This is a genomic window from Stenotrophomonas sp. YJH_SMC_6, assembly GCF_059371335.1.
The window spans coordinates 30831-50729 of the sequence record NZ_JCAFUM010000020.1 but is presented as its reverse complement, the minus strand read 5'-3'; the positions used below and the strand labels follow the sequence as shown (position 1 = coordinate 50729).

At 67.0% G+C, this 19899-nt stretch carries 19 protein-coding genes; 6 read left to right on the top strand and 13 right to left on the bottom strand.

Going from position 1 to position 19899, the window contains the following annotated elements; translation table 11 throughout:
- The first annotated feature begins 16 nt into the window (after positions 1–16).
- Both sucB and lpdA read left to right on the top strand, forming a co-directional pair.
- Positions 17–1213 carry a dihydrolipoyllysine-residue succinyltransferase gene (gene sucB / locus AC5P9N_RS20405; protein WP_049472821.1) on the top strand — a complete coding sequence of 399 codons (1197 nt, stop codon included), beginning with the start codon at positions 17–19 and terminating at the stop codon, positions 1211–1213.
- A gap of 63 nt (positions 1214–1276) precedes the next feature.
- Positions 1277–2713 carry a dihydrolipoyl dehydrogenase gene (lpdA, locus tag AC5P9N_RS20400; protein WP_005410273.1) on the top strand — a complete coding sequence of 479 codons (1437 nt, stop codon included), beginning with the start codon at positions 1277–1279 and terminating at the stop codon, positions 2711–2713.
- A 161-nt stretch (positions 2714–2874) separates the two neighbouring features.
- On the opposite strand, the gene AC5P9N_RS20395 is transcribed toward lpdA, so the two are convergent.
- From AC5P9N_RS20395 to AC5P9N_RS20345, 11 genes are all read right to left on the bottom strand, one after another.
- Positions 2875–3120 (bottom strand): hypothetical protein, encoded by a 246-nt coding sequence (locus AC5P9N_RS20395; protein ID WP_005410274.1) that lies wholly within the window; start codon positions 3118–3120, stop codon positions 2875–2877.
- Positions 3117–3329 (bottom strand): hypothetical protein, encoded by a 213-nt coding sequence (locus AC5P9N_RS20390; RefSeq protein WP_005410275.1) that lies wholly within the window; start codon positions 3327–3329, stop codon positions 3117–3119. The genes AC5P9N_RS20395 and AC5P9N_RS20390 overlap by 4 nt, the downstream gene beginning before the upstream one ends.
- A 115-nt stretch (positions 3330–3444) precedes the next feature.
- Positions 3445–5034 (bottom strand): alkaline phosphatase D family protein, encoded by a 1590-nt coding sequence (locus AC5P9N_RS20385; protein WP_012480785.1) that lies wholly within the window; start codon positions 5032–5034, stop codon positions 3445–3447.
- Complete coding sequence (locus AC5P9N_RS20380; protein WP_164212630.1) at positions 5034–7277, bottom strand: TonB-dependent receptor family protein; 2244 nt, start codon at positions 7275–7277, stop codon at positions 5034–5036. Before AC5P9N_RS20380 ends, AC5P9N_RS20385 begins: the two co-directional genes overlap by 1 nt.
- Before the next feature lie 173 nt (positions 7278–7450).
- Complete coding sequence (locus AC5P9N_RS20375) at positions 7451–8881, bottom strand: replicative DNA helicase (protein WP_005410278.1); 1431 nt, start codon at positions 8879–8881, stop codon at positions 7451–7453.
- A 317-nt stretch (positions 8882–9198) separates the two neighbouring features.
- Entirely contained in the window at positions 9199–9759 is a 561-nt protein-coding gene (locus tag AC5P9N_RS20370; RefSeq protein WP_099473686.1) for an NADPH-dependent FMN reductase, read from the bottom strand.
- 66 nt (positions 9760–9825) lie between these two features.
- Positions 9826–11769, bottom strand: coding sequence for an asparagine synthase (glutamine-hydrolyzing) (gene asnB / locus AC5P9N_RS20365; RefSeq protein ID WP_154329552.1), 1944 nt, complete (start codon positions 11767–11769; stop codon positions 9826–9828).
- 3 nt (positions 11770–11772) lie between these two features.
- Positions 11773–14052: a transketolase C-terminal domain-containing protein gene (locus tag AC5P9N_RS20360; RefSeq protein WP_495223879.1), complete on the bottom strand. Its 2280-nt coding sequence runs from the start codon at positions 14050–14052 to the stop codon at positions 11773–11775.
- A gap of 62 nt (positions 14053–14114) precedes the next feature.
- Positions 14115–14771 (bottom strand): glutathione S-transferase family protein, encoded by a 657-nt coding sequence (locus tag AC5P9N_RS20355; protein ID WP_005410282.1) that lies wholly within the window; start codon positions 14769–14771, stop codon positions 14115–14117.
- Positions 14772–14947: 176 nt separating this feature from the next.
- The gene (locus tag AC5P9N_RS20350; RefSeq protein WP_005410283.1) at positions 14948–15490 is read right to left on the bottom strand and encodes a GNAT family N-acetyltransferase; all 543 of its coding nucleotides are present in this window, start codon (positions 15488–15490) and stop codon (positions 14948–14950) included.
- Between the two features lie 123 nt (positions 15491–15613).
- Positions 15614–16456: a glycine zipper 2TM domain-containing protein gene (locus AC5P9N_RS20345; RefSeq protein WP_005410284.1), complete on the bottom strand. Its 843-nt coding sequence runs from the start codon at positions 16454–16456 to the stop codon at positions 15614–15616.
- A gap of 163 nt (positions 16457–16619) precedes the next feature.
- Between AC5P9N_RS20345 and AC5P9N_RS20340 the strand changes: the two genes are divergently transcribed.
- Together AC5P9N_RS20340 and AC5P9N_RS20335 are read left to right on the top strand one after the other, a co-directional pair.
- On the top strand, positions 16620–16838 hold the full coding sequence (locus AC5P9N_RS20340) for a DUF6116 family protein (protein WP_005410285.1): 219 nt from the start codon (positions 16620–16622) through the stop codon (positions 16836–16838).
- A complete protein-coding gene (locus tag AC5P9N_RS20335; protein WP_012480789.1) occupies positions 16835–17608 on the top strand; it encodes a TatD family hydrolase in 774 nt (257 codons plus the stop codon). The genes AC5P9N_RS20340 and AC5P9N_RS20335 overlap by 4 nt, the downstream gene beginning before the upstream one ends.
- Before the next feature lie 34 nt (positions 17609–17642).
- Here AC5P9N_RS20335 and AC5P9N_RS20330 read toward each other — a convergent pair whose 3' ends face one another.
- Entirely contained in the window at positions 17643–18467 is an 825-nt protein-coding gene (locus AC5P9N_RS20330; RefSeq protein WP_005410287.1) for a tRNA threonylcarbamoyladenosine dehydratase, read from the bottom strand.
- 80 nt (positions 18468–18547) lie between these two features.
- On the opposite strand from AC5P9N_RS20330, the gene AC5P9N_RS20325 reads away from it, so the two are divergent.
- Both AC5P9N_RS20325 and AC5P9N_RS20320 read left to right on the top strand, forming a co-directional pair.
- On the top strand, positions 18548–18982 hold the full coding sequence (locus AC5P9N_RS20325; protein ID WP_012480790.1) for a hypothetical protein: 435 nt from the start codon (positions 18548–18550) through the stop codon (positions 18980–18982).
- Between the two features lie 136 nt (positions 18983–19118).
- The gene (locus AC5P9N_RS20320; protein ID WP_005410289.1) at positions 19119–19613 is read left to right on the top strand and encodes a glycine zipper 2TM domain-containing protein; all 495 of its coding nucleotides are present in this window, start codon (positions 19119–19121) and stop codon (positions 19611–19613) included.
- 73 nt (positions 19614–19686) lie between these two features.
- Here AC5P9N_RS20320 and AC5P9N_RS20315 read toward each other — a convergent pair whose 3' ends face one another.
- Positions 19687–19896: a cold-shock protein gene (locus AC5P9N_RS20315; protein ID WP_005410290.1), complete on the bottom strand. Its 210-nt coding sequence runs from the start codon at positions 19894–19896 to the stop codon at positions 19687–19689.
- Positions 19897–19899: the final 3 nt, after the last annotated feature.

Here is a 19899-nt window from a genome sequence, read left to right as displayed (position 1 = left end):
CCAGGAAGCTCCCGCAATGGCCACCGAAGTCAAAGCCCCGGTACTGCCCGAATCCGTCGCCGACGGCACCATCGCCACCTGGCACAAGAAGGTGGGCGACGCCGTCAAGCGCGACGAAAACCTGCTTGACCTGGAAACCGACAAGGTCGTCCTGGAAGTGCCGTCGCCGGTCGACGGCGTGCTGAAGGAAATCAAGTTCGCCGAAGGCTCGACCGTGACCTCCAGCCAGGTCGTGGCGATCATCGAGGAAGGCGCCGTGGCTGCTGCCCCGGCTCCGGCTGCCGAAGCCGCTCCGGCTGCAGCCGCTGCCCCGGCCGCTGCTGCTCCGGCCGCCGCCCCGGCCCCGGCCGCCAAGTCGGCCGCCGATGCGCTGCCGCCGGGCGCCCGCTTCACCGCCATCACCGAAGGCGTGAACCCGGCCGACGTCGACGGCACCGGCCGTCGCGGCGCGGTGACCAAGGAAGACATCGTCAACTTCGCCCGCAACGGCGGCGCCGGCAAGGCCGGTGGTGCACGTCCGGAAGAGCGCGTGCCGATGACCCGCATCCGCAAGCGCATTGCCGAGCGCCTGATGGAGTCGAAGAACTCCACCGCCATGCTGACCACCTTCAACGAAGTCGACCTGTCCAAGGTGTCGGCGGCGCGCAAGGAACTGCAGGACGAGTTCGTCAAGGCCCACGGCATCAAGCTGGGCTTCATGAGCTTCTTCGTGAAGGCCGCCGCCAACGCGCTGCAGCGCTTCCCGCTGGTCAACGCCTCGATCGACGGCGACGACATCATCTACCACGGCTACTCGGACATCTCGATCGCCGTCTCGACCGAAAAGGGCCTGGTCACCCCGGTCCTGCGCAATGTCGAGCGCATGTCGTTCGCCGACATCGAGAAGACCATCGCCGACTACGCCAAGAAGGCGCGTGACGGCAAGCTGGGCCTGGATGAACTGCAGGGCGGCACCTTCACCGTGACCAACGGCGGCACCTTCGGTTCGCTGCTGTCGACCCCGATCATCAACCCGCCGCAGAGCGCCATCCTGGGCATGCACGCCATCAAGGAGCGTCCGATCGCCCAGAACGGCCAGGTCGTGATCGCGCCGATGATGTACCTGGCGCTGTCGTACGACCACCGCATCATCGACGGCAAGGATTCGGTGCAGTTCCTGGTGGACATCAAGAACCAGCTGGAAAACCCGGGCCGCATGCTGTTCGGCCTGTAAGACACCTCCCGCCCCTCCGCGCCTGCGCGGAGGGGTTCTGGTAATGCATCAAGGAATAATTCAATGGCTGAACAATTCGACGTCGTCGTCATCGGTGCCGGCCCGGCCGGTTACCACGCTGCCATCCGCGCGGCCCAGCTGGGCCTGAAGACCGCCTGCATCGACGCGGCGCTGGGCAAGGACGGCAAGCCGGCCCTCGGCGGCACCTGCCTGCGCGTGGGCTGCATCCCGTCCAAGGCGCTGCTGGATTCCTCGCGCCAGTTCTGGAACATGGGCCACATCTTTGGCGACCACGGCATCAGCTTCAAGGATGCCAAGATCGACGTCGAGGCGATGGTTGGCCGCAAGGACAAGATCGTCAAGCAGTTCACCGGCGGCATCGGCATGCTGTTCAAGGCCAACAAGGTCGCTGCCTATTATGGTTTTGGCGAACTGCAGCCGGGCAACGTGGTCAAGGTCACCCAGCATGACGGTTCCATCGTCGAGCTGAAGGGCACCAACGTCATCATCGCGGCCGGCTCGGATTCGATCGAGCTGCCGTTCGCCAAGTTCGACGGCGAGACCATCGTCGACAACGTCGGCGGCCTGGACTTCACCGAAGTGCCGAACCGCCTGGCGGTGATCGGCGCCGGCGTCATCGGCCTGGAACTGGGCAGCGTGTGGAAGCGCCTGGGCGCGGAAGTCACCATCCTCGAAGCCATGCCGGAGTTCCTGGCGGCTGCCGACGCCGAAGTGGCCAAGACCGCTGCCAAGGAATTCAAGAAGCAGGGCCTGGACATCAAGCTCAATGCCAAGGTTTCCAAGACCGAGATCACCGGCAAGGGCAAGAAGAAGGAAGTCATCGTCACCTACACCGACGCTGAAGGCGAAAAGACCCTGACCGTGGACAAGCTGCTGGTGGCCGTTGGCCGTCGCGCCGCCACCAAGGGCCTGCTGGCCGAAGGCACCGGCGTCAAGATCAACGAGCGCGGCCAGATCGAAGTCGACGCGCACTGCCACACCGGCGTCAACGGCGTGTGGGCGGTCGGCGACTGCGTGCGCGGCCCGATGCTGGCGCACAAGGGCTTCGAGGAAGGCATCGCGGTGGCTGAGCTGATCGCCGGCCTGCCGGGCCACGTCAACTTCGACACCATCCCGTGGGTCATCTACACCGAGCCGGAACTGGCGTGGGTCGGCAAGACCGAAGCCCAGCTGAAGGCCGAAGGCATCCCTTACAAGGCCGGCAGCTTCCCGTTCGCCGCCAACGGCCGTGCCGTGGCGATGATCGAGCCGGCGGGCTTCGTGAAGATCCTGGCCCATGCCGAAACCGATCGCATCCTCGGCATGCACCTGGTCGGCGCCAACGTCTCCGAGCTGGTGCACGAAGGCGTGCTGACCATGGAGTTCAGTGGCTCGGCCGATGACCTGGCCCGCATCTGCCACGCCCACCCGTCGCTGTCGGAAGTGATCCACGACGCGGCGATGGCGGTCAGCAAGCGCGCCATCCACAAGGCGAACTGATCGGCATCATGGTCGGTGCCGACCGTTGGTCGGCACTCACCTGCAGACGAAAAACCCCGCCTTGGCGGGGTTTTTTGTTGCCCGTTTTCCTGCAGAGCCAAGCCCATGCTCGGCTCTCCGGTCGGCAGCCGCGGAGGGTGAAGCCGAGCGTGGGCTCGGTTCTACACCTTTCCAGCCGGCTTCTTCGGCGGATCGTCACAGATGCGGTGCTGGGCCACGGTTTCACCGGCCTTCCACTCCTTCACCACCCGGCAGCGCTCCTTGGGTTTGACCGCCTTGGCCGCTGCCGCATCCGCCTCATCGGCAGCGGCGGCCTGCTGGCGTTCCAGCCATGCGGACGGCGGGACCGGTGTGGCCAGTGCCGGCCCCGCGAGCAATGCCAGCGCGACCAGCAACACAGCCCTCATGCCGCCACCGGGCCGCCGCCGAGCAGGCGCGCGGGCAGCATGAACAGCGCGCGCAGGAACGCAAACAGCGCCGAGAAGGTGATGCCGACCAGGCGGAACGGCAGGCTCAGCAGCCACACGAACGGCCAGGCGATCAGGGCAAGGATCGCCAGCGGCCAGCACAGCACGAACAGCAGGCACCACACACCGAGCGCGAACAGGGTCTTCATCACGGTCTCCTTGTGGCGGCACCTTGCCGCCTGCGGACACCTTGGCGCCCCGCTCTGGCCGCCCGCAAACGGTTTGCGACGAAACCCGGCTCGGGGCCGGCACGACCGAACGGATTCACACCGGCACTGCGCCCGGGCGGCCGTGGGTGACCTGGAAGCGCGCCGCAGTGCGCACCGGCGCATCCGCGTGCAGCACGCTGTCGGCGAAGCGCAGCTCCGCATCCACGGTCTGCCGGTTCAGCTGCAGCTTCCACCAACCACGGCGGTCACCGTCGAAATAGCGGATATGCGGGTTCTGCGGAATCGACGAACCGTAGTACGGGCCATAAGGCGTATCGTCGCCGCCGCTGCTGATCGCCGGAGCGATGAATTCGGTGGCGACGACCGGCGCGCTGGCCGCGTCGAAATCCAGCTTCAGGTCGTTGACGAAGGTGGAATGCCAGTCACCACCGAGCACGATGGCATTGCCCTGCCCGCCTGCCTGCATCGCCTGCAGCAACCGCTTGCGTGCGGCGGGATAGCCGTCCCAGGCATCGTTCCAGAAGCGCTCTCGCGCCGTGCCGCCGTCCAGCCGCAGCTGCGCCATCAGCAGCTGCTGCACCACCACGTTCCAGCGCGTGCCCCGTGCGGCCGCCATCGACTGCGCGAACCAGGCTTCCTGGCCCACGCCCAGCATGCTAATGCGTGGATCCAGCGCAGCGTCGCAGCGCGGCGACTCGCCCACCCCGCAGGGATTGGCCGGACGGAACTGGCGGCAGTCGAGCAGCGCAAGCTGTGCCAGATCGCCGTAACGCAGGCGCCGATGCACGCGCAGGCCACCGTTGCCCGCAGGCGTACTACGCATCGGCAGGTGTTCGTAGAACGCGCGGTAGGCCGCCGCGCGGCGAACGATGAAGTCCTCCGTCGAGACGCCGGGCTTCTCCGGATGGATGCCGGAGTAATCGTTCTGCACTTCGTGGTCGTCCCAGATCACCGCGAACGCGTGGGCGGCGTGCGCGGCCTGCAGATCGGGATCGAGCTTGTACAGCGCGTACTGGTCGCGGTAGCGCTCCAGGCCGACGGTCTCGCCACTGAAGCGTTCCGCATCCAGCGTGAGACCACGCGCGTTCTGCAGTGGGCTGTACTCGTACAGGTAGTCACCGGCATGCAGCACCAGGTCGACATCATTCTTCGCGATATCGCGCAGCACCGGGTAGTAGCCACTGTTCCAGGCCTGGCAGGTGCACAGGGCCAGCCGCAGCTGCTGCAGCTGCGTGTCGGGCAGCGGCGCGGTGCGGAAGTGGCCGACCGCGCTTTCCTCGTCACCGTCGCAGGCAAAACGGTAGTAGTAGTCGCGGCCTGGGCGCAGGCCATTGACCTCCACGTGCACCGAATGGGCCAGCTCGGGCACTGCCGCGGCGACGCCACGCTGCACCAGCCGGCGCATGCCCGGGTCTTCGGCCACGAACCAGCGCACCGGCACCGCCCGCGATGGCATGCCGCCGCCGTTGAGCGGGTCCGGCGCCAGACGCGTCCACAGTACGGCTCCCTGCGGATCCGGATCGCCGGCGGCGACGCCCAGGGTGAACGGATCACGCCCCAACCGCGGGCGTGGGCCGGCCGTGGCCAGCCCCGGCATCGCCGCCAGTGCGATCGCCGCCCCCGTGCCCTGCCACGCCATGCGCAACAGGCGACGACGGCTTTCCGGATCGACGGGGCCGCGCATCAGAAGTGCACGGTGGCGGTGGCCATCACCTGCCGCGGCGCGCCAACCTGCATGGTCGCCAGGCTGCGGGTCGGGTCGGCGGCGTAGGTGCCGTTGGTGTTGATCGAGGACAGGTAGCGCTTGTCGGTCAGGTTGGTCAGGTTCAGCGCCACGGTCAGGTTCTGCGCCGGGCCGAGCTTGCCGAAGTCATAGGCCACCGAAGCGTTGACCAGCCAGTAGCTGGGCACCGACACGTCGTTGGTATAGGTCACGTAACGCTTGCCGACATGGTTGGCGGCCAGGCGCAGGTCCCACGGGCCCGGGGTCCAAGCCAGGGTGCTGGCGAACATCCATTCCGGGGTGTCGACGGTCTTCTTGCCGCGGGTGGGCACCACGCCGTTGTTGACGTAGTCGTTGTCGTAGGTGCTGTCATTCCACGACAGCGCGTTGGACCAGGTCAGGTCCTGCATCGGCTTCAGCTGCAGGGTCGCCTCGGCGCCGCGGCTGGTTACCGAACCGACGTTGGAGAACAGCGCCGGGCAACCGAGGATGCCCACGCACTGCGCGATGGCCAGCAGACGGTTGTCGAACTTGACGTCGTACACCGCTACCGAGGCTTCATAGCCCTGGCCGTAGCCGCGCCAGCCCAGCTCGATGGTGCGCGACTGTTCCGGTTTCAGGTTCTTCGCGCTGGCATCGAAGGCGGCCTGCGGCACGTTGAACGGGCTGCCCACGCCCAGCGCGTAGGCGGCCACGTTCTTGGCGAACGAGCCGAAGATCTCGTTGCCCTCGTTGAGCTTGAAGTTGAAGCCCGCCTGCGGGAGCAGGCCCTTCTTCGAGGTCAGGCTGCTGTTGTTGGCATAGCTGCCCAGCGGCGTGCGCACGCGGGTGCGGGTGTGCGGCGACTTCGCGCCGATGTCGATGGTCAGGCGGTCATCGAACAGGCGGAAGCGGTCCTGCACGTAGAACTGGCGGGTGATGGTGGTGTAGCGCTGGTGCCACACGCGCTGGTCCGGATTGCGCAGGAAGAAGTCGTCGGTGATCGGGCCGTCGATGTAGTAGAAGTTGCGCTGCACGCTGTGGCCGTTGTCTTCGTACCACAGGCCCGCCTCGAGTTCGTGGCCCGCCACGTTCCAGGTGAACGCCGAGGTCACGCCGGTGCGGTCGATCGCATACTCGGTGGTGCGGATCGAGATCGGGATCTCGCGGCTGGTGCCCGGGTTGGACGGATTGGACGGGCTGAACCAATGGCCCTGGCCACGGTTGCTGTGGTTGTAGACGTTGACCTTCAGGCGCATCGACTCGTTCAGGCCGAAATCACCGGCAATGCTGGACACATCGTCATTGCGCAGGCCGTGACCGGAGTAATAGGCGTCCCACGGGCTGTTGACGCCACCACTGTACTTTCCGCGTGCAGCAGCCACCGCGCGATCCCAGTCCGGCGCGTAGTTGTCCCAGTCCCAGCCGAGGCGATCGATCATCTCCAGCGACAGGTCCTGGTAGTCGGCCTCGACGCGGCGCGAAGCGTTGGACAGCGCGGTGATCCTGCTGTCCGTGCCGAAGTTGTAGGTGGCCTTGCCGTTGAACTGCTTCAGTTTCTGCGAGCCCTTGCCCTTCCACTTGTCGCCTTCGGAATACACGCCGGACAGGTAAGCGGCAAAGCCCTGGTGGTCGCCGGTATCGAGGCGTGCATAGCTGCGGCGCGCATTGTCGCTGCCGAAGCTCTGTGCCAGCACGACCCCATATTCGGTGGACGGATCGATCGAGTAGAACTGGAACACGCCGCCGAGGTTGCTGGTGGACGGCGTACCCAGCGCACCAATGCCGGTGGAGACCTCCGCACCGCCCAGGTTCTCGCTGATCACCGCGCGGCTGATGTGCAGGCCGTTGCTGTTGCCGTAGGCCATGTTGCCCAGCGGGATGCCATCGAGGGTGTAGCCCAGGCGATTCTGGTTGAAGCCACGCAGGCTGATGCTGGTGGACCATTCGTAGGCGCCGGTGGCATCGGCCGATTCGAAATGCACGCCCGGCTTGGCCGCCAGCAGCTTCAGCGGGTTGGCACCGGGCGGCAGGACCTTCATGTCCTCGGCGGTCACGCGCTGCACCTGGCGGGCTTCGCCGCGGCCGATCACCGAGATCGAATCGAGGGTCGTGGCCGACTGCGCGTCGGTCGCGGGGGCGGTTTCAGCGACAGCCAGCGACGGCAGCGAAGCACAGACCAGCAGGGCCAGCAGATTGCGGCGAAGCGGAGCGTGGGACGGCATGGAGGCGGATTCCTTGGGCACGCTGGACGCCGAAGGGCGGCGTCGAAGAGCAGCAGCGGCGGAATCGTAGAAGCCTCGCGTTACATGTCATTTACACGCCACGTACGGAAGATTGGCGTTCTGAATGGTTTGCAAGCCGTGGGGTGGTTGCCGGCCAGCGGCCGGCACTACGGTTATTCGAATGAGCCGACCGAGTCGTGGGCCAGGTTGTCGAAGCGGGTGTACTCACCGAAGAACTTCAGCTTGCACGATCCGGTCGGGCCACCACGGTGCTTGCCGATGATGATTTCGGCCAGGCCCTTGTCCGGCGAATTTTCCTTGTTGTAGTAATCGTCGCGGTAGATGAACACGATCATGTCCGCGTCCTGCTCGATTGCGCCCGATTCGCGAAGGTCGGCCATCACCGGGCGCTTGTCGGTACGTGTTTCCAGCGAGCGGTTGAGCTGCGACAGCGCGATCACCGGCACGTGCAGTTCCTTGGCCAGGCCCTTCAGCGAACGCGAGATCTCCGAGATTTCGGTGGCGCGGTTTTCACTGTTGCCCGGCACGCTCATCAGCTGCAGGTAGTCGATCACCACCAGGCCCAGGTCGTGCTCGCGCTTGAGGCGGCGGCACTTGGAGCGCAGCACTTCCGGCGACACGCCCGGCGTATCGTCGATGAAGATCTTGGTTTCCTTCAGCATCTTGATCGCGCTGGTGACACGGCTCCAGTCTTCATCTTCCAGCTGGCCGGTACGCAGGCGCTGCGCGTTGATGCGGCCGTTGGAGGAGATCAGGCGCATCGCCAGCTGCGAGGCCGACATTTCCATCGAGAACACCGCCACGCCCTTCTTCGACTTGATCGCCGCGTACTCGGCGATGTTCAGTGCAAAAGTCGTCTTGCCCATGGCCGGGCGCGCGGCGAGGATGATCAGGTCGGTCGGCTGCAGGCCGGCAGTCATCGCATCGAAGTCGTTGTAGCCGGTCGGCAGGCCGGTGATGTTGCCGCCGTTCTCGAAGCGGTTGCGCAGTTCCTCGAAGGCATCCTTCAGCGCGCCAGGCATCGCCACGAAGTCGGTACGGCCGCGTGCACCCTGTTCAGCGATGGCGAACACGCTCTTCTCCGCAGAGGCCAGCAGCTCACTGCTGTCACGGCCCTCAGGCTGGAAGCCATCGTTGACGATGTCGGTGCCGACCTGGATCAGCTGCCGCAGCACGGCCTTGTCACGCACGATCTCGGCATAGGCCACGATGTTGGCCGCCGACGGCGTGGTGCTCGCCAGCTCGATCAGGTAGGCACCATCGCCCACCAGTTCCAGCTTGCCCTGTGATTCGAACCACTCGCCCAGGGTCACCGCGTCGAACGGCCGCTCGCGCTCGGACAGCTCACGGATCGCGCGGTAGATCATCTGGTGATCGCGGCGGTAGAAATCGCCCTCGGTCAGCTGGTCGTTGACCCGGTCGTAGGCCTCCGGCGCCAGCATCAGGCCACCCAGCACCGCCTGCTCGGCTTCCACCGAATGCGGCGGAACGCGCAACTGGTCGATACGCGATTCATCGCGATCACGATCAAAGCCATCACCGCGCTCTCTGCGGTTGGAACGGAAGCCGGAACGAGCGGACATGCTGCGGTGTTTCCTGCAAAAGTGGGCCGGACGAGTGTAGGCATGCGCCGACCCCGGCAGCCATGGACAAGCCTGTGGATAAGCCGTGGAGAAACGGGGGATATCCGCCAGTGCCTGGCCACTCTGGCGCGGGGGCGTCGCAGTGCCTGCGACGGGCGCCGTTGCGGCGCCCGGGTGGGTCATTATCGCAGATCAGGCGGCCAGGGTCGGATTCCGTGCAGCGCAAGGGCTCCGATGCTCAGCGGAACGTGGGGCCAGGGCCCGCCGCTGCGCGCCGGGATCCGATCCGCGGCCTGGCTGCTGCTACCCCATCGGTCTCAGTCGCCCTTCACATGCACCGCGATCAGTGCCAGGAACCGGTCCACGTAGCCCTGCAGGAATTTCTGCGTGCCCTCGTTGTGGATCGTGCCGTCGGCGTCGATCAGGCCGTCCTTGAAATGGATGAACGCCTCGGGCTGGCCGAGCACGTGCATGTCCAGGAAGGCCAGGCTGTTGCGCAGGTGCTGCTGGGCCACGGCGGTGCCGATCTGGCCGATGGAGGCGCCGATCACCGCCGCCGGCTTGCCGGCAAACGCACTGTCACCGTAGGGGCGCGAGCCGACGTCGATGGCGTTCTTCAGCACGCCCGGCACCGACCGGTTGTATTCGGGGGTCACGAACAGCACCGCGTCGGCGGCGCGCACCTGATCCTTCAGCCGGGTGCCCTGAGGCGGGTACTGGCTATCGAAATCCTGGTCGTACAGCGGTAGATCACCAATCTGCACGTACTGGAAGCGCGCGCGGTCGCCAGCGATCTTCTCCAGCGCATGGGCCAGCTTGCGGTTGCAGGAATCCTTGCGCAGGCTGCCGACGAACACGGCGATGGTGGGGACGGACATAGGGACATACTCCTCACGGTGCGGGAGGCCCAGCCTAGACGCCGGGCCCGTGCCGTCCGGTGAAGATCAGCCCCCGGTCACGCGGCTCCGCACCTGCCGCCAATGCGCCTGCCAGGCCTGGAACATCAGCACGTTCCACAGGTGGGTATGCCACTTGCGCTGGCCGCCCAGGAACTGCTGCCACAGCGGCTGCACCGCCGCCGCCGACAGCACGCCTTCGCGCTCCAGGCGCGCCGGTTGCAACAGATCCTCGGCCCACGGCCGCAGGTCGCCCTTCAGCCAGTCGCTGACCGGCGCGCCGAACCCGCGCTTGGGCCGGTGCACCATCGACTGCGGCACGTAGCGGCCAAGCACGCGCTTGAGCAGCACCTTGCTGGTGGTTTCGCTGCGCTTGAAGCCCAGCGGCAGCGACCAGGCGAACTCGGCCACGCGCCAGTCCAGCAGCGGCGCGCGTGCCTCCAGGCTGACCGCCATCGAGGTGCGGTCGACCTTGCAGAGCAGGTCATCCGGCAGGTAGGTCACGTAATCGGCCAGCATCATCGCGTCGGCCGGCGTGCCGGCACCGTGCAGCGGATCGGCCAGGTCGTAGAAGCTGCCGGCGGCCTGTGCGCCGGGCACTGCCGCGGCGGGGTCGCGCCAGCGCGAGATGCGGTTGCGGTACACGTCGCCGATGCCACGCGCGCCGGACTCGGCCAACAGCGCGGCCAGTCCGCCGGTCCGCGAGGCCTCGCCCTGGTGCTGCGCGCGCGCGCCCATCCAGCGTCGCAGCGGGCCCGGCACGCGGCCCAGCATCTGCCAGTTGCGCAGCGCGCGCACGTAGCGGGTATAGCCGAAGAACAGCTCATCACCGCCGTCGCCAGACAACGCCACGGTCACGCCCTGCCGCGCCAGCCGGGCGACCAGCGCGGTTGGCACCTGCGAGGCATCGGCAAAGGGTTCGTCGAACATTGCCGGCAGCTGCGGCACGACTGCCAGTGCATCCGCGCCGCTGACGTAGAGCTCGGTATGGTCGCAGCCCAGATGCGTGGCCAGTTCCCTGGCCAGCGGTGCCTCGTCGTGGCCCGAATCGGTGAAGCCGATGCTGAAGCTGTGCACCGGCTGCCCGCTCTGCGCCTGCATCAGCGCCGCCACCAGCGACGAATCGGTACCGCCGGACAGGAACACGCCCACCGGCACGTCGGCCACCATGCGCAGCGCCACCGCGTCGCGCAGCAGCCCGTCCAGCTGCTCCTCTGCTTCCTCGATGCGGCCCTGGAACGGCGCAGCCAGTGCCGCCTGCATGCGTGCACGCGCATCCCAGTACGGGCGCTGCGCCTGTTCCGGGCGATGCGCCGATGCACCCGCCGCCACGGCTTCGGCGTCCAGGCGCAGCACGCGGCCGGGCATCAGCTTGTAGCAGCGCTGGTGGATGCTGTGCGGGGCCGGAATGTAATCCAACCGCAGCAACAGGGTCAGTGCGTCGCGGTCGATGTCGTTGTCGAACGCCGGGTGCTGCCACAGCGCTTTCAGTTCGGAACCGAACACCAGGGTGTCACCGGCCCAGCCGTAGTACAGCGGCTTCTTGCCAACGCGGTCGCGTGCCAGCCACAGGCACTGCGCCTGGCGATCCCATAGCGCGATGGCGAACATGCCGTTGCAACGCTGCAGGGTTTCTTCCATGCCCCACTGCAGGATCGCCGCGAGCAGCACTTCGGTGTCGGAATGGCCACGGAAAGCATGCCCCAGCGGCTCCAGTTCGGCACGCAGGGCGGCGAAGTTGTAGACCTCGCCGTTGTAGGCCATCACGTAGCGGCCATCGGACGAGGCCATCGGCTGGTGGCCCAGCGGCGACAGATCGAGAATGCTCAGCCGACGGTGCGCCAGCGCGATGCCTGCCCCGGCATCGACCCAGCTGCCGCCATCATCCGGCCCGCGGTGGTGCAGCGCCTCGCCCATGGCCAGGACCTGCGCCTGCAGCACCTCGGCCGACGCCACCGGCGCCGGCAACAACATTCCCGCCAATCCACACATGCATCAAGGTTCCTGCGCCAGTTCAAGGGCGGCGCCAATCACCGCATTGTCGCTTGGAAGCCCGAACATTGCTGCCCCTGCCAGCGGGGTATAGGTATCGGCGCCGCAGACCCGGCGCAGCGGCAGGTGGCCGAAACCGGCCTCGACCAGTGCGGTGACCACGCCCTCGCCCACCCCTCCACTGTGGCGGTCCTCGTCCAGCACCAGCACGCGCCGTGCGCTGGCGGCCTGGCTGGCGATGAAGCCGGCATCCAGCGGCACCAGCCAGCGCAGGTCGACCACCCGTACCTGCCAGCCCATTTGCTGTTCGATGGCCCGCGCTGCGCGCAGCGCCATCGGCACGCCATTGCCGTAGGTGTAGACCACCAGGTCGCCAGCCTCCGGCCCGTAAACACGGCCTTCGCCCGGCACCAGTGCCCGGCCCTGGGCCGGGTAGTCGAACAGCCACTGGCCATCGCCCGGCTCATGCAGGTCCTTGCTCATGTACAGCGCGATCGGCTCCAGGAACACCGCCACGCGCCCATCCACCCGGGCCAGCGCCGCCAGCGTGCGCAGCATCATCACCGCGTCGTCGCCGCGCGATGGGCAGCCGACCACCAGCCCGGGGATGTCGCGCAGGGCGGTGACCGAGTTGTCGTTGTGGAAATGGCCGCCGAAACCCTTCTGGTAGCCCAGCCCGGCCACCCGCACCAGCATCGGGTTGCGGTACTGGTCGTTGGAGAAGAACTGCAGCGAACAGGCTTCGCCACGCAGCTGGTCGATGGCGTTGTGCAGGTAGGCCAGGTACTGGATCTCCGGGATCGGCAGCATGCCCATGTTGGCCAGGCCCTGCGCCATGCCCAGGATCATGGTCTCGTCCAGCAGGGTGTTGAAGACCCGGCGCGGCCCGAAGCGGCGCAGCAGATCCTTGGTGACGGTGTAGACACCGCCCTTCTGCGCCACGTCCTCGCCGAACAGCAGGCTCTGCGGATACTTGGCCAGCAGCTCCTGCAGACCATGATTGATCTGGATTGCGAGATGCCGCGGCGCCTGTCGTTCCGGCAATGCCTCGGCACCGCCATAGAGTGCCTCGCGTGCTTCGGCAGCGACCTCGCGCTGCGCTTCGGCCTGCACCGCTGCAGGGGTGTACGGTGCCAGCGGCGCCATCACCTCCCGCAGCGACTGCAGCTTCGCACTGCCTTCGGCATCGGCGGCAGCGGCCATGCAACGCGCGCGCATCGTTTCGTAGGCCACTTCGATGGCGGCCGCATCCATCCAGCCTGATTCCAGCGCGATCTGCGCCGAGCGCAGCAGCGGATCCTGCGCCTCGGCCGCGCACAGTTCCGGCAGCGCGCGCCATTCCACTTCAAAGTCGGTGCCGGCATGGCCCATCAGGCGCGTGGTGCGCAGATGCAGGAAGGTCGGCCGCCGCGTGCGCCGGCAGTGTTCCACCGCCGCCTGCACCTGGGCGTGCCCGGTGGCCAGGTCGAGGCCATCGGCAAAGAAATAGTCCAGCCCCGGCTGGTGGCTGAAGCGCTCGGCGATCCAGCCATCGGGGGTCTTCACCGAGATGCCCAGGCCATTGTCCTCGCAGACGAACAGGATCGGCGCCGGTAGTTTCTGGTAGGCCGACCACATCGCGGTATTGAAGGCGGTCTGCGCGGTGGCGTGGTTGGCCGACGCATCGCCGAACGAGCACAGCACGATGCTGTCGGTGGGAATGGGCAGCGCCTGCCCCAGCCGCTTGCCACTCTCGATGGCCAGCGCGGTACCCAGCGCCTTGGGCAGGTGCGACGCAATCGTCGAGGTCTGCGGCAGCACCCACAATGGCTTGCTGCCCCACACCTTGTGGCGGCCACCGCTGGCCGGATCATCCGCGCTGGCGGCGAAGGACAGTGCCGCATCGCGCAGCGGATCGATACCCGGCACCTGCCGCGAACGCTCGGCCATGAAGGCGCCGGAACGATAGTGCAGGAAGGCAGGATCGGTGTGCCGGCAGGCCCGCGCCAGCAGCGCGTTGCCTTCATGGCCGGACGAACCGATGGTGTAGAAGACCTTGTTCTGCACGCGCAGCACGCGCGCCATCAGGTCCAGCTGGCGGCTGGCCAGCTGCGAGTCGAACAGTTCATCGAAGGCGGCAGCGGTGAGCGTACTGCCCGGCAGGATCGGAGCATCTGCCGCGGGTCGCGGGCGCGGCGTCCCGCGCCACCCGCGCACCGCCTCAAGGAAATTGACGTCGCACACCTCGGCGCGGTTGAGCCCCCGCATGCGTGCGGGAATCGGATCCGGAACCACAGCGAACATCGAACACCCTCCGTGTCGTTGTTGCGTTCCGCCCGGCAATACCGGGCGCTACCCTGTGGGCATCAAGCCGCCTCGAAGCGCGAGCGCACCTCGGCGGTCACCGCCGGCATCGGCAGGAAGCGCGGCTGCGCACGCACGCGCTGCAGCCAGGCGCGAACTTCCGGGAACGGCTCCAGGCTGATGCCGCCCTCGCCCGCCACATCGGTATAGGCAAACAGGGCGATATCGGCAATGCCGTATCCGCTGCCGGTGAACCACTGCGCTTCGCGCAGGTGCTGCTCCATCACCGCCAACGCGGTGGCGGCACGCTCGTGCAGGCGTGGCAGTTCGGCACGGCGTGGCGAGTCGGGCGCCGTCCAGCCCCGGATGAAGCGCGCTACCGCCACGCACGGCTCGTGCGTGTACTGCTCGAAGAACATCCAGCTCAACGCCTGCGCACGCTCCCAGCCATCGCTGGGCAGGTAGGGCGTGCCTTCGGCCAGCCAGAACAGGATCGCGTTGGACTCGGTCAGCACGCGGCCGTCGTCGCGGACGATCAGCGGCACCTTGGCATTCGGGTTGAGCGCCAGGAATTCGGGCGTGTGGGTCTGGCCATGGGCACTGTCCACTTCCACCCAGCGGTAACGGCTGCCGAGCTGCTCAAGCAGCAGCCGGACCTTGTGGCAATTGCCCGAGACCGACATGCCATGCACCGTCAGCGGGACGCGCTCTTCCACCATTGCCTGCTCCATCGGATCCGGCCGGCGGCCGGCTGCGTGCAGTCTGGCAAGTGCGCCAGGGAATGCCAAGCGCGGATGCAGCATGGCACCCCGGTAGTGCCGGCCGCTGGCCGGCATCCTCCATGCAGCTGGATCCAAGCGATTGCCGGCCAGCGGCCGGCACTACCGGGCCACGTTCAGCGTGCACGCTGCCGCCACTGTTCGCGCGACTGGCCCCAGATCTGCATCGGTTTGTCGTTGTACGGCGGCGGCAGTTCGCCCATCCGCAGCAACGTGCTGCCCAGCTTGCGCGCGACCGCCCGCGAGTTGTCGTTGTTCTCGGCGATGGTATGGATCACCTCGTGCCAACCCAGCGTGTCGAAGGCCCAGTCGATCGCCGCGACCGCCGCTTCCGGCGCATAGCCCCGGCCCCAGCTGGCGCGGCGGATGCCCCAGCCGACCTCGGTACCCGGCCAGTCCTGCGGTTGCCAGGGGCCCATCCGCCCGATCCAGTCCCCGCTGGATTTTTCGATCACGCTGAACATCGAAAAGCCGAACAGCTGCCAGGCGCCAGCCAGGCTGCAGAAGCCGCGCCAGGCTACCGAAGGCGGCTGCACGCCACCGAGCGTGCGCATCGTTTCCTCGTCGGCGCAGAACGCCAGATAGGGTTCGTAGTCCTCGCGCAGCAGCGGACGCAGGATCAGGCGCTCGGTTTCCAGGCGCAGGTCGAAGATGCTCATGCCGACTCCATGTCGAAGGGGCCACCATGATGGTGGATTCCGCCTCCACACGGATGAATGCCCGCGCTCACAACGAAACGGGCCGGCATGCGCCGGCCCGTCGGGTACAGCACGTATTCTGGATTACTGGCGCGTGGCCGCAGTGGCGCCGGCAGCAGCGGTCTGCGTGACCAGCTGGCCATCGACCACCGGCAGGCGATCGCTGGCCGGCTTGTTGTCCATGCGCACGGTCTTCTCGGCACCGTCGTAGCGGTAGGTCACGTTGTAGCCCTTCACCACGTCATTGGTGCCCATGGCGATGCGGTTGCCCGGCTTGCTGGCCATGCGCATGGTACCGGTGGTGCCGTCTTCGTTGCGGTAGGTCACGTTGTAACCGGTAACACGGCTCGACTCGGAAGTGGCGGTCTCGGTGTGGCACTGGCGCTCGGTGCGGTTGACCACGCGGCCACCCACATGGCGCTTGTCGATCTGGTTGCCGATGAAGCCACCGGCCACGGCACCGGCTGCGGTCGCGGCCTTCTTGCCGTTGCCACCGCCGACCTGGTTGCCGAGCAGGCCGCCGACCACCGCGCCGACCACGGTGCCGCCGACGTTGCCGTCACGCTCCGGCAGGCGCTCCTGCACGGTCACGTCCTGGCAGACCTCGTGCGGGGTCTGGGTGGTGGAGGTCTCGCGCACGGGATCGGTGCCGATCACGGTGGCGTAGGCCTTCTGCTTCTCGGTGATCGGGTCGACCTTCAGCACGTCGGCGTATTCCAGCCCGCGCGGTGCAGACGGGTCGAGCTTGTCACCACGCGCGCCATCGTCAACGGCATTGCCGTCAACCAGCCGCGATTCACCGTTGGGGGTTCCGGCGCTGATGGAATCAGGCGACTTGTCGCCACTCTTCATGAAGGCGGCGGTGGCGATGCCACCGACCAGCAGCGCGCCCGCTGCGACCAGGACAGTTGTAGTTGTGCTTTTCATGACCTGCTCCTTGCGGACCATCCGCAACGTTCTCGGCCCAGATTGCAGCATGCACTGCCTGAACGGAATCTCCACATTTCCTGCTCATTCCTGTAACCCATTCAGCATCGGGAAATGCTGGGCCCGTGGTAGCGTTTGCATATTCCCCACGAGGATCCACGCCATGGCCAACCCGATGCTGCTGCCGGTACTGCAATGGGCCCGCCGGCTGCGCTACCCCACCCTGTTCAAGCTGACCGCCGGCCTGTTCGTGCTGACCCTGTTCATTCCCGACCCGATTCCGTTCGTCGACGAGCTGGTACTGGGCTTCGGCACCCTGCTGCTGGCCAACTGGAAGAGCCGCAATACAGTCCCGGCCCCGCCGCCGCTGGAACAGCGTTGATCCCGCTGGTCGACAGCCACTGCCATCTGGATGCCAGTGAATTCGATGCTGACCGCACGGCGGTGATCGAGCGCGCGGGCGCCGCGGGCGTGCGCGAGCAGGTGGTACCGGCCGTCACGGCCGCCAGCTGGCCGAAGCTGCGCGAGGTCTGCCGGCAGGCACCGGGGCTGTACCCGGCCTACGGCCTGCATCCGATGTTCCTGGCCGAGCACCGGCCCGACCATCTGCCGCTGCTGCGCGAATGGATCGTTCGCGAACGCCCGTGCGCGATCGGCGAATGCGGGCTGGACTTCTTCGTCGAGGGACTGGATGCAGAGGCGCAACAGGCGTACTTCATCGGCCAGCTGCAACTGGCCCGCGAGTTCGAGCTGCCGGTGATCGTGCATGCGCGACGCGCGGTGGATGCGGTCATTGCCGCGATCCGTCGCGTCGGCGGCCTGCGCGGCGTGGTGCACAGCTTTTCCGGCAGCCCGGAACAGGCCGCGCAACTACATCGGCAAGGCTTCCTGCTCGGTCTCGGTGGTCCGCTGACCTACGATCGCGCGCAACGGCTGCAGCGCCTGGTGCGCGGGATGCCGCTGGAACAGCTGCTGCTGGAGACCGACGCGCCCGACCAGCCTGACGCCGGCATCCCCGGCCAGCGCAACGAACCAGCGCGACTGGCAGTCATCGCCCGCCACGTGGCCGCACTGCGCGGGATGGAGCTGGACGCGGTGGCCCAGGCCACGACGGAGAATGCGCGGCGCCTGTTCGCGCTGCCGGCAATGTAACGGGCAGGTGCCGGCCGCTGGCCGGCACGATCCATCACACCTCGCTGGACTCGACCACTTCGGCCTTCACCTTCTTCGGCTCCAGCAGCATTTCAAGCGCCTTGCCGACCGCCGCAAAGGCGAAGGCACCGGTGATGTGGGTTGCCGCACCGAGGCCTGCGCCACAGTCCAGTTTCAATGCAGCATCCGCACCGAGGTTCGGGCGGATGCCGCAGACACTGCCATCGGCCTGCGGATACTTCACGTTTTCCAGCGAGTACACCGCCGGTACGCCAAAATAGCGCTTGGCATTCTTCGGGAAATTGAACTCGCTGCGCAGCTTCTTGCGGATCAGCGCCAGCATGGCGTCATGCTCGGTGCGCGAAACATCGCGGATGCGCACCAGGGTCGGATCGGTGCGACCACCGGCAGCCCCCACGGTCAGCAGCGGCAGCTTGCGGCGGCGGCACCAGGCGATCGTCTCGACCTTCACCCGGAAGCTGTCGCAGGCATCGATCACCAGGTCGAAGCCACGGTCCAGCAACTCGGCCATGTTCGACACGGTCAGGAATGCCTGCACGGCATCGACCTCGATGTCCGGATTGATCGCGCGGCAGCGCTCTGCCATTGCCTCTGCCTTGTTGCGGCCGTAGTTGCCTTCCATCGCCGGCAGCTGCCGGTTGGTGTTGGACACGCAGATGTCATCGGCGTCGATCAGGGTCAGGTGGCCGACCGCCGAACGCGCCAGCGCTTCCACCACCCACGAGCCGACCCCGCCCATGCCCACCACCGCCACGCGGCTGCCCTGCAGGCGCTCGAGCGCACCTACGCCATACAGCCGTTCGATGCCGGCGAAGCGTTGTTTGACCTGTTCGTTCATGCGGCTATTTTAACGTGCAGGCGCCAGCGCCTACAGCGCGCCGGCATCGAACCCACCGTTGCACGCCAGGAGAGCCCGCCATGAACGCCAGCCCGCCCCGCCGCCCGTCCACTGCCCAGCGGTACCTGTTCGTGCTGTGCCTGGGCCTGCTGATCGGCCTGGTCGCCACGGTCATGGTCGGCCGCGCCCTGCAGGCCCGCCGCGACCCGTTCCCGGACAGCCTGATGCAGGTGATGCAGCGGCAAGCGCAGCTGCTGCAGCAGGCCCAGCAGCAGAACCGCTGCAGCCTGGCCGACAGCGTGCCGCGGCTGCAGGCCCTGCGCCTTCTGTCCAACGACCTCGACCTGGCCTTTCCCGGGCTGAAGGACAACGGCCGGTTCCAGCAGCACGCCAGCCAGCTGCGCGGCAACCTCAACGCCGCATTGGCGGCTCCGCCCAGTGACTGCACCGCCCTGGCCAAGGTCGTGGAAACCGTGCAGGCCGACTGCCGCGCCTGCCACCAGGACTTCCGCTGACGCGCATTCATCCTGTAGCCGGGCAAGGCACGCCTGGTTGGCACCTTGTTCACGTTCGAAAGGAGAGGATTCGTCCACCCTGCTGCATGACGCAGTACCACCCAACACACCCGCCTTCACGGCCAGGAGACGCTCCATGAAGATCCAGCTCATTGCCGCCAGCGCCATCGCTACCCTCGCCCTGGCTGGCTGTGCCACCTCGCCCGGCTACGGTGGCGGTGGTTACAACAACGGCTACAACAATGGTGGCTACGGCAACAACGGCGGTTACAACCAGGGCCGTTGCGCTGACTGTGGCATCGTCACCCGCATCAACACCGTGCCGTCGGGCCGCACCGCGCCCAGCGCGACCGGCGCCATCCTCGGCGGCATCGTCGGTGCCGTGGCCGGCCATGAGATCTCCGATCACACCGGTGGCAGCCGTGGCAACAAGAACATCGCTGCGGCCGCAGGCGCGGTCGGTGGCGCGCTGGCCGGCAACCAGATCCAGAAGAACGTGACCAGTGATACCTACGACATCAGCGTGCGCATGGACGATGGCCGCACCATCGTGGTCAACCAGCGCGACCTCGGCGGCATCCGCGAAAACACCTACGTGCGCGTGGTCAACGGCAAGGTCATCCTGCGCTGACCTGCGCCGGGCCGGCGGCAAAGAAAAAGGCCCGCTTGCGCGGGCCTTTTTCATGTGACGGCTTGCAGCGCGATCAGGTCGGCTGCACGGCGTCGGCCTGCAGGCCCTTCTGGCCCTGCACGACGGTGAAGGTGACCTTCTGGCCTTCCTTCAGGCTCTTGAAGCCCTGGGTCTGGATGGCACGGAAGTGCACGAACACGTCTTCGCCGTTTTCACGGCTGATGAAGCCGAAGCCCTTTGCATCGTTGAACCACTTGACGGTACCGGTCTCGCGATCAGACATCTC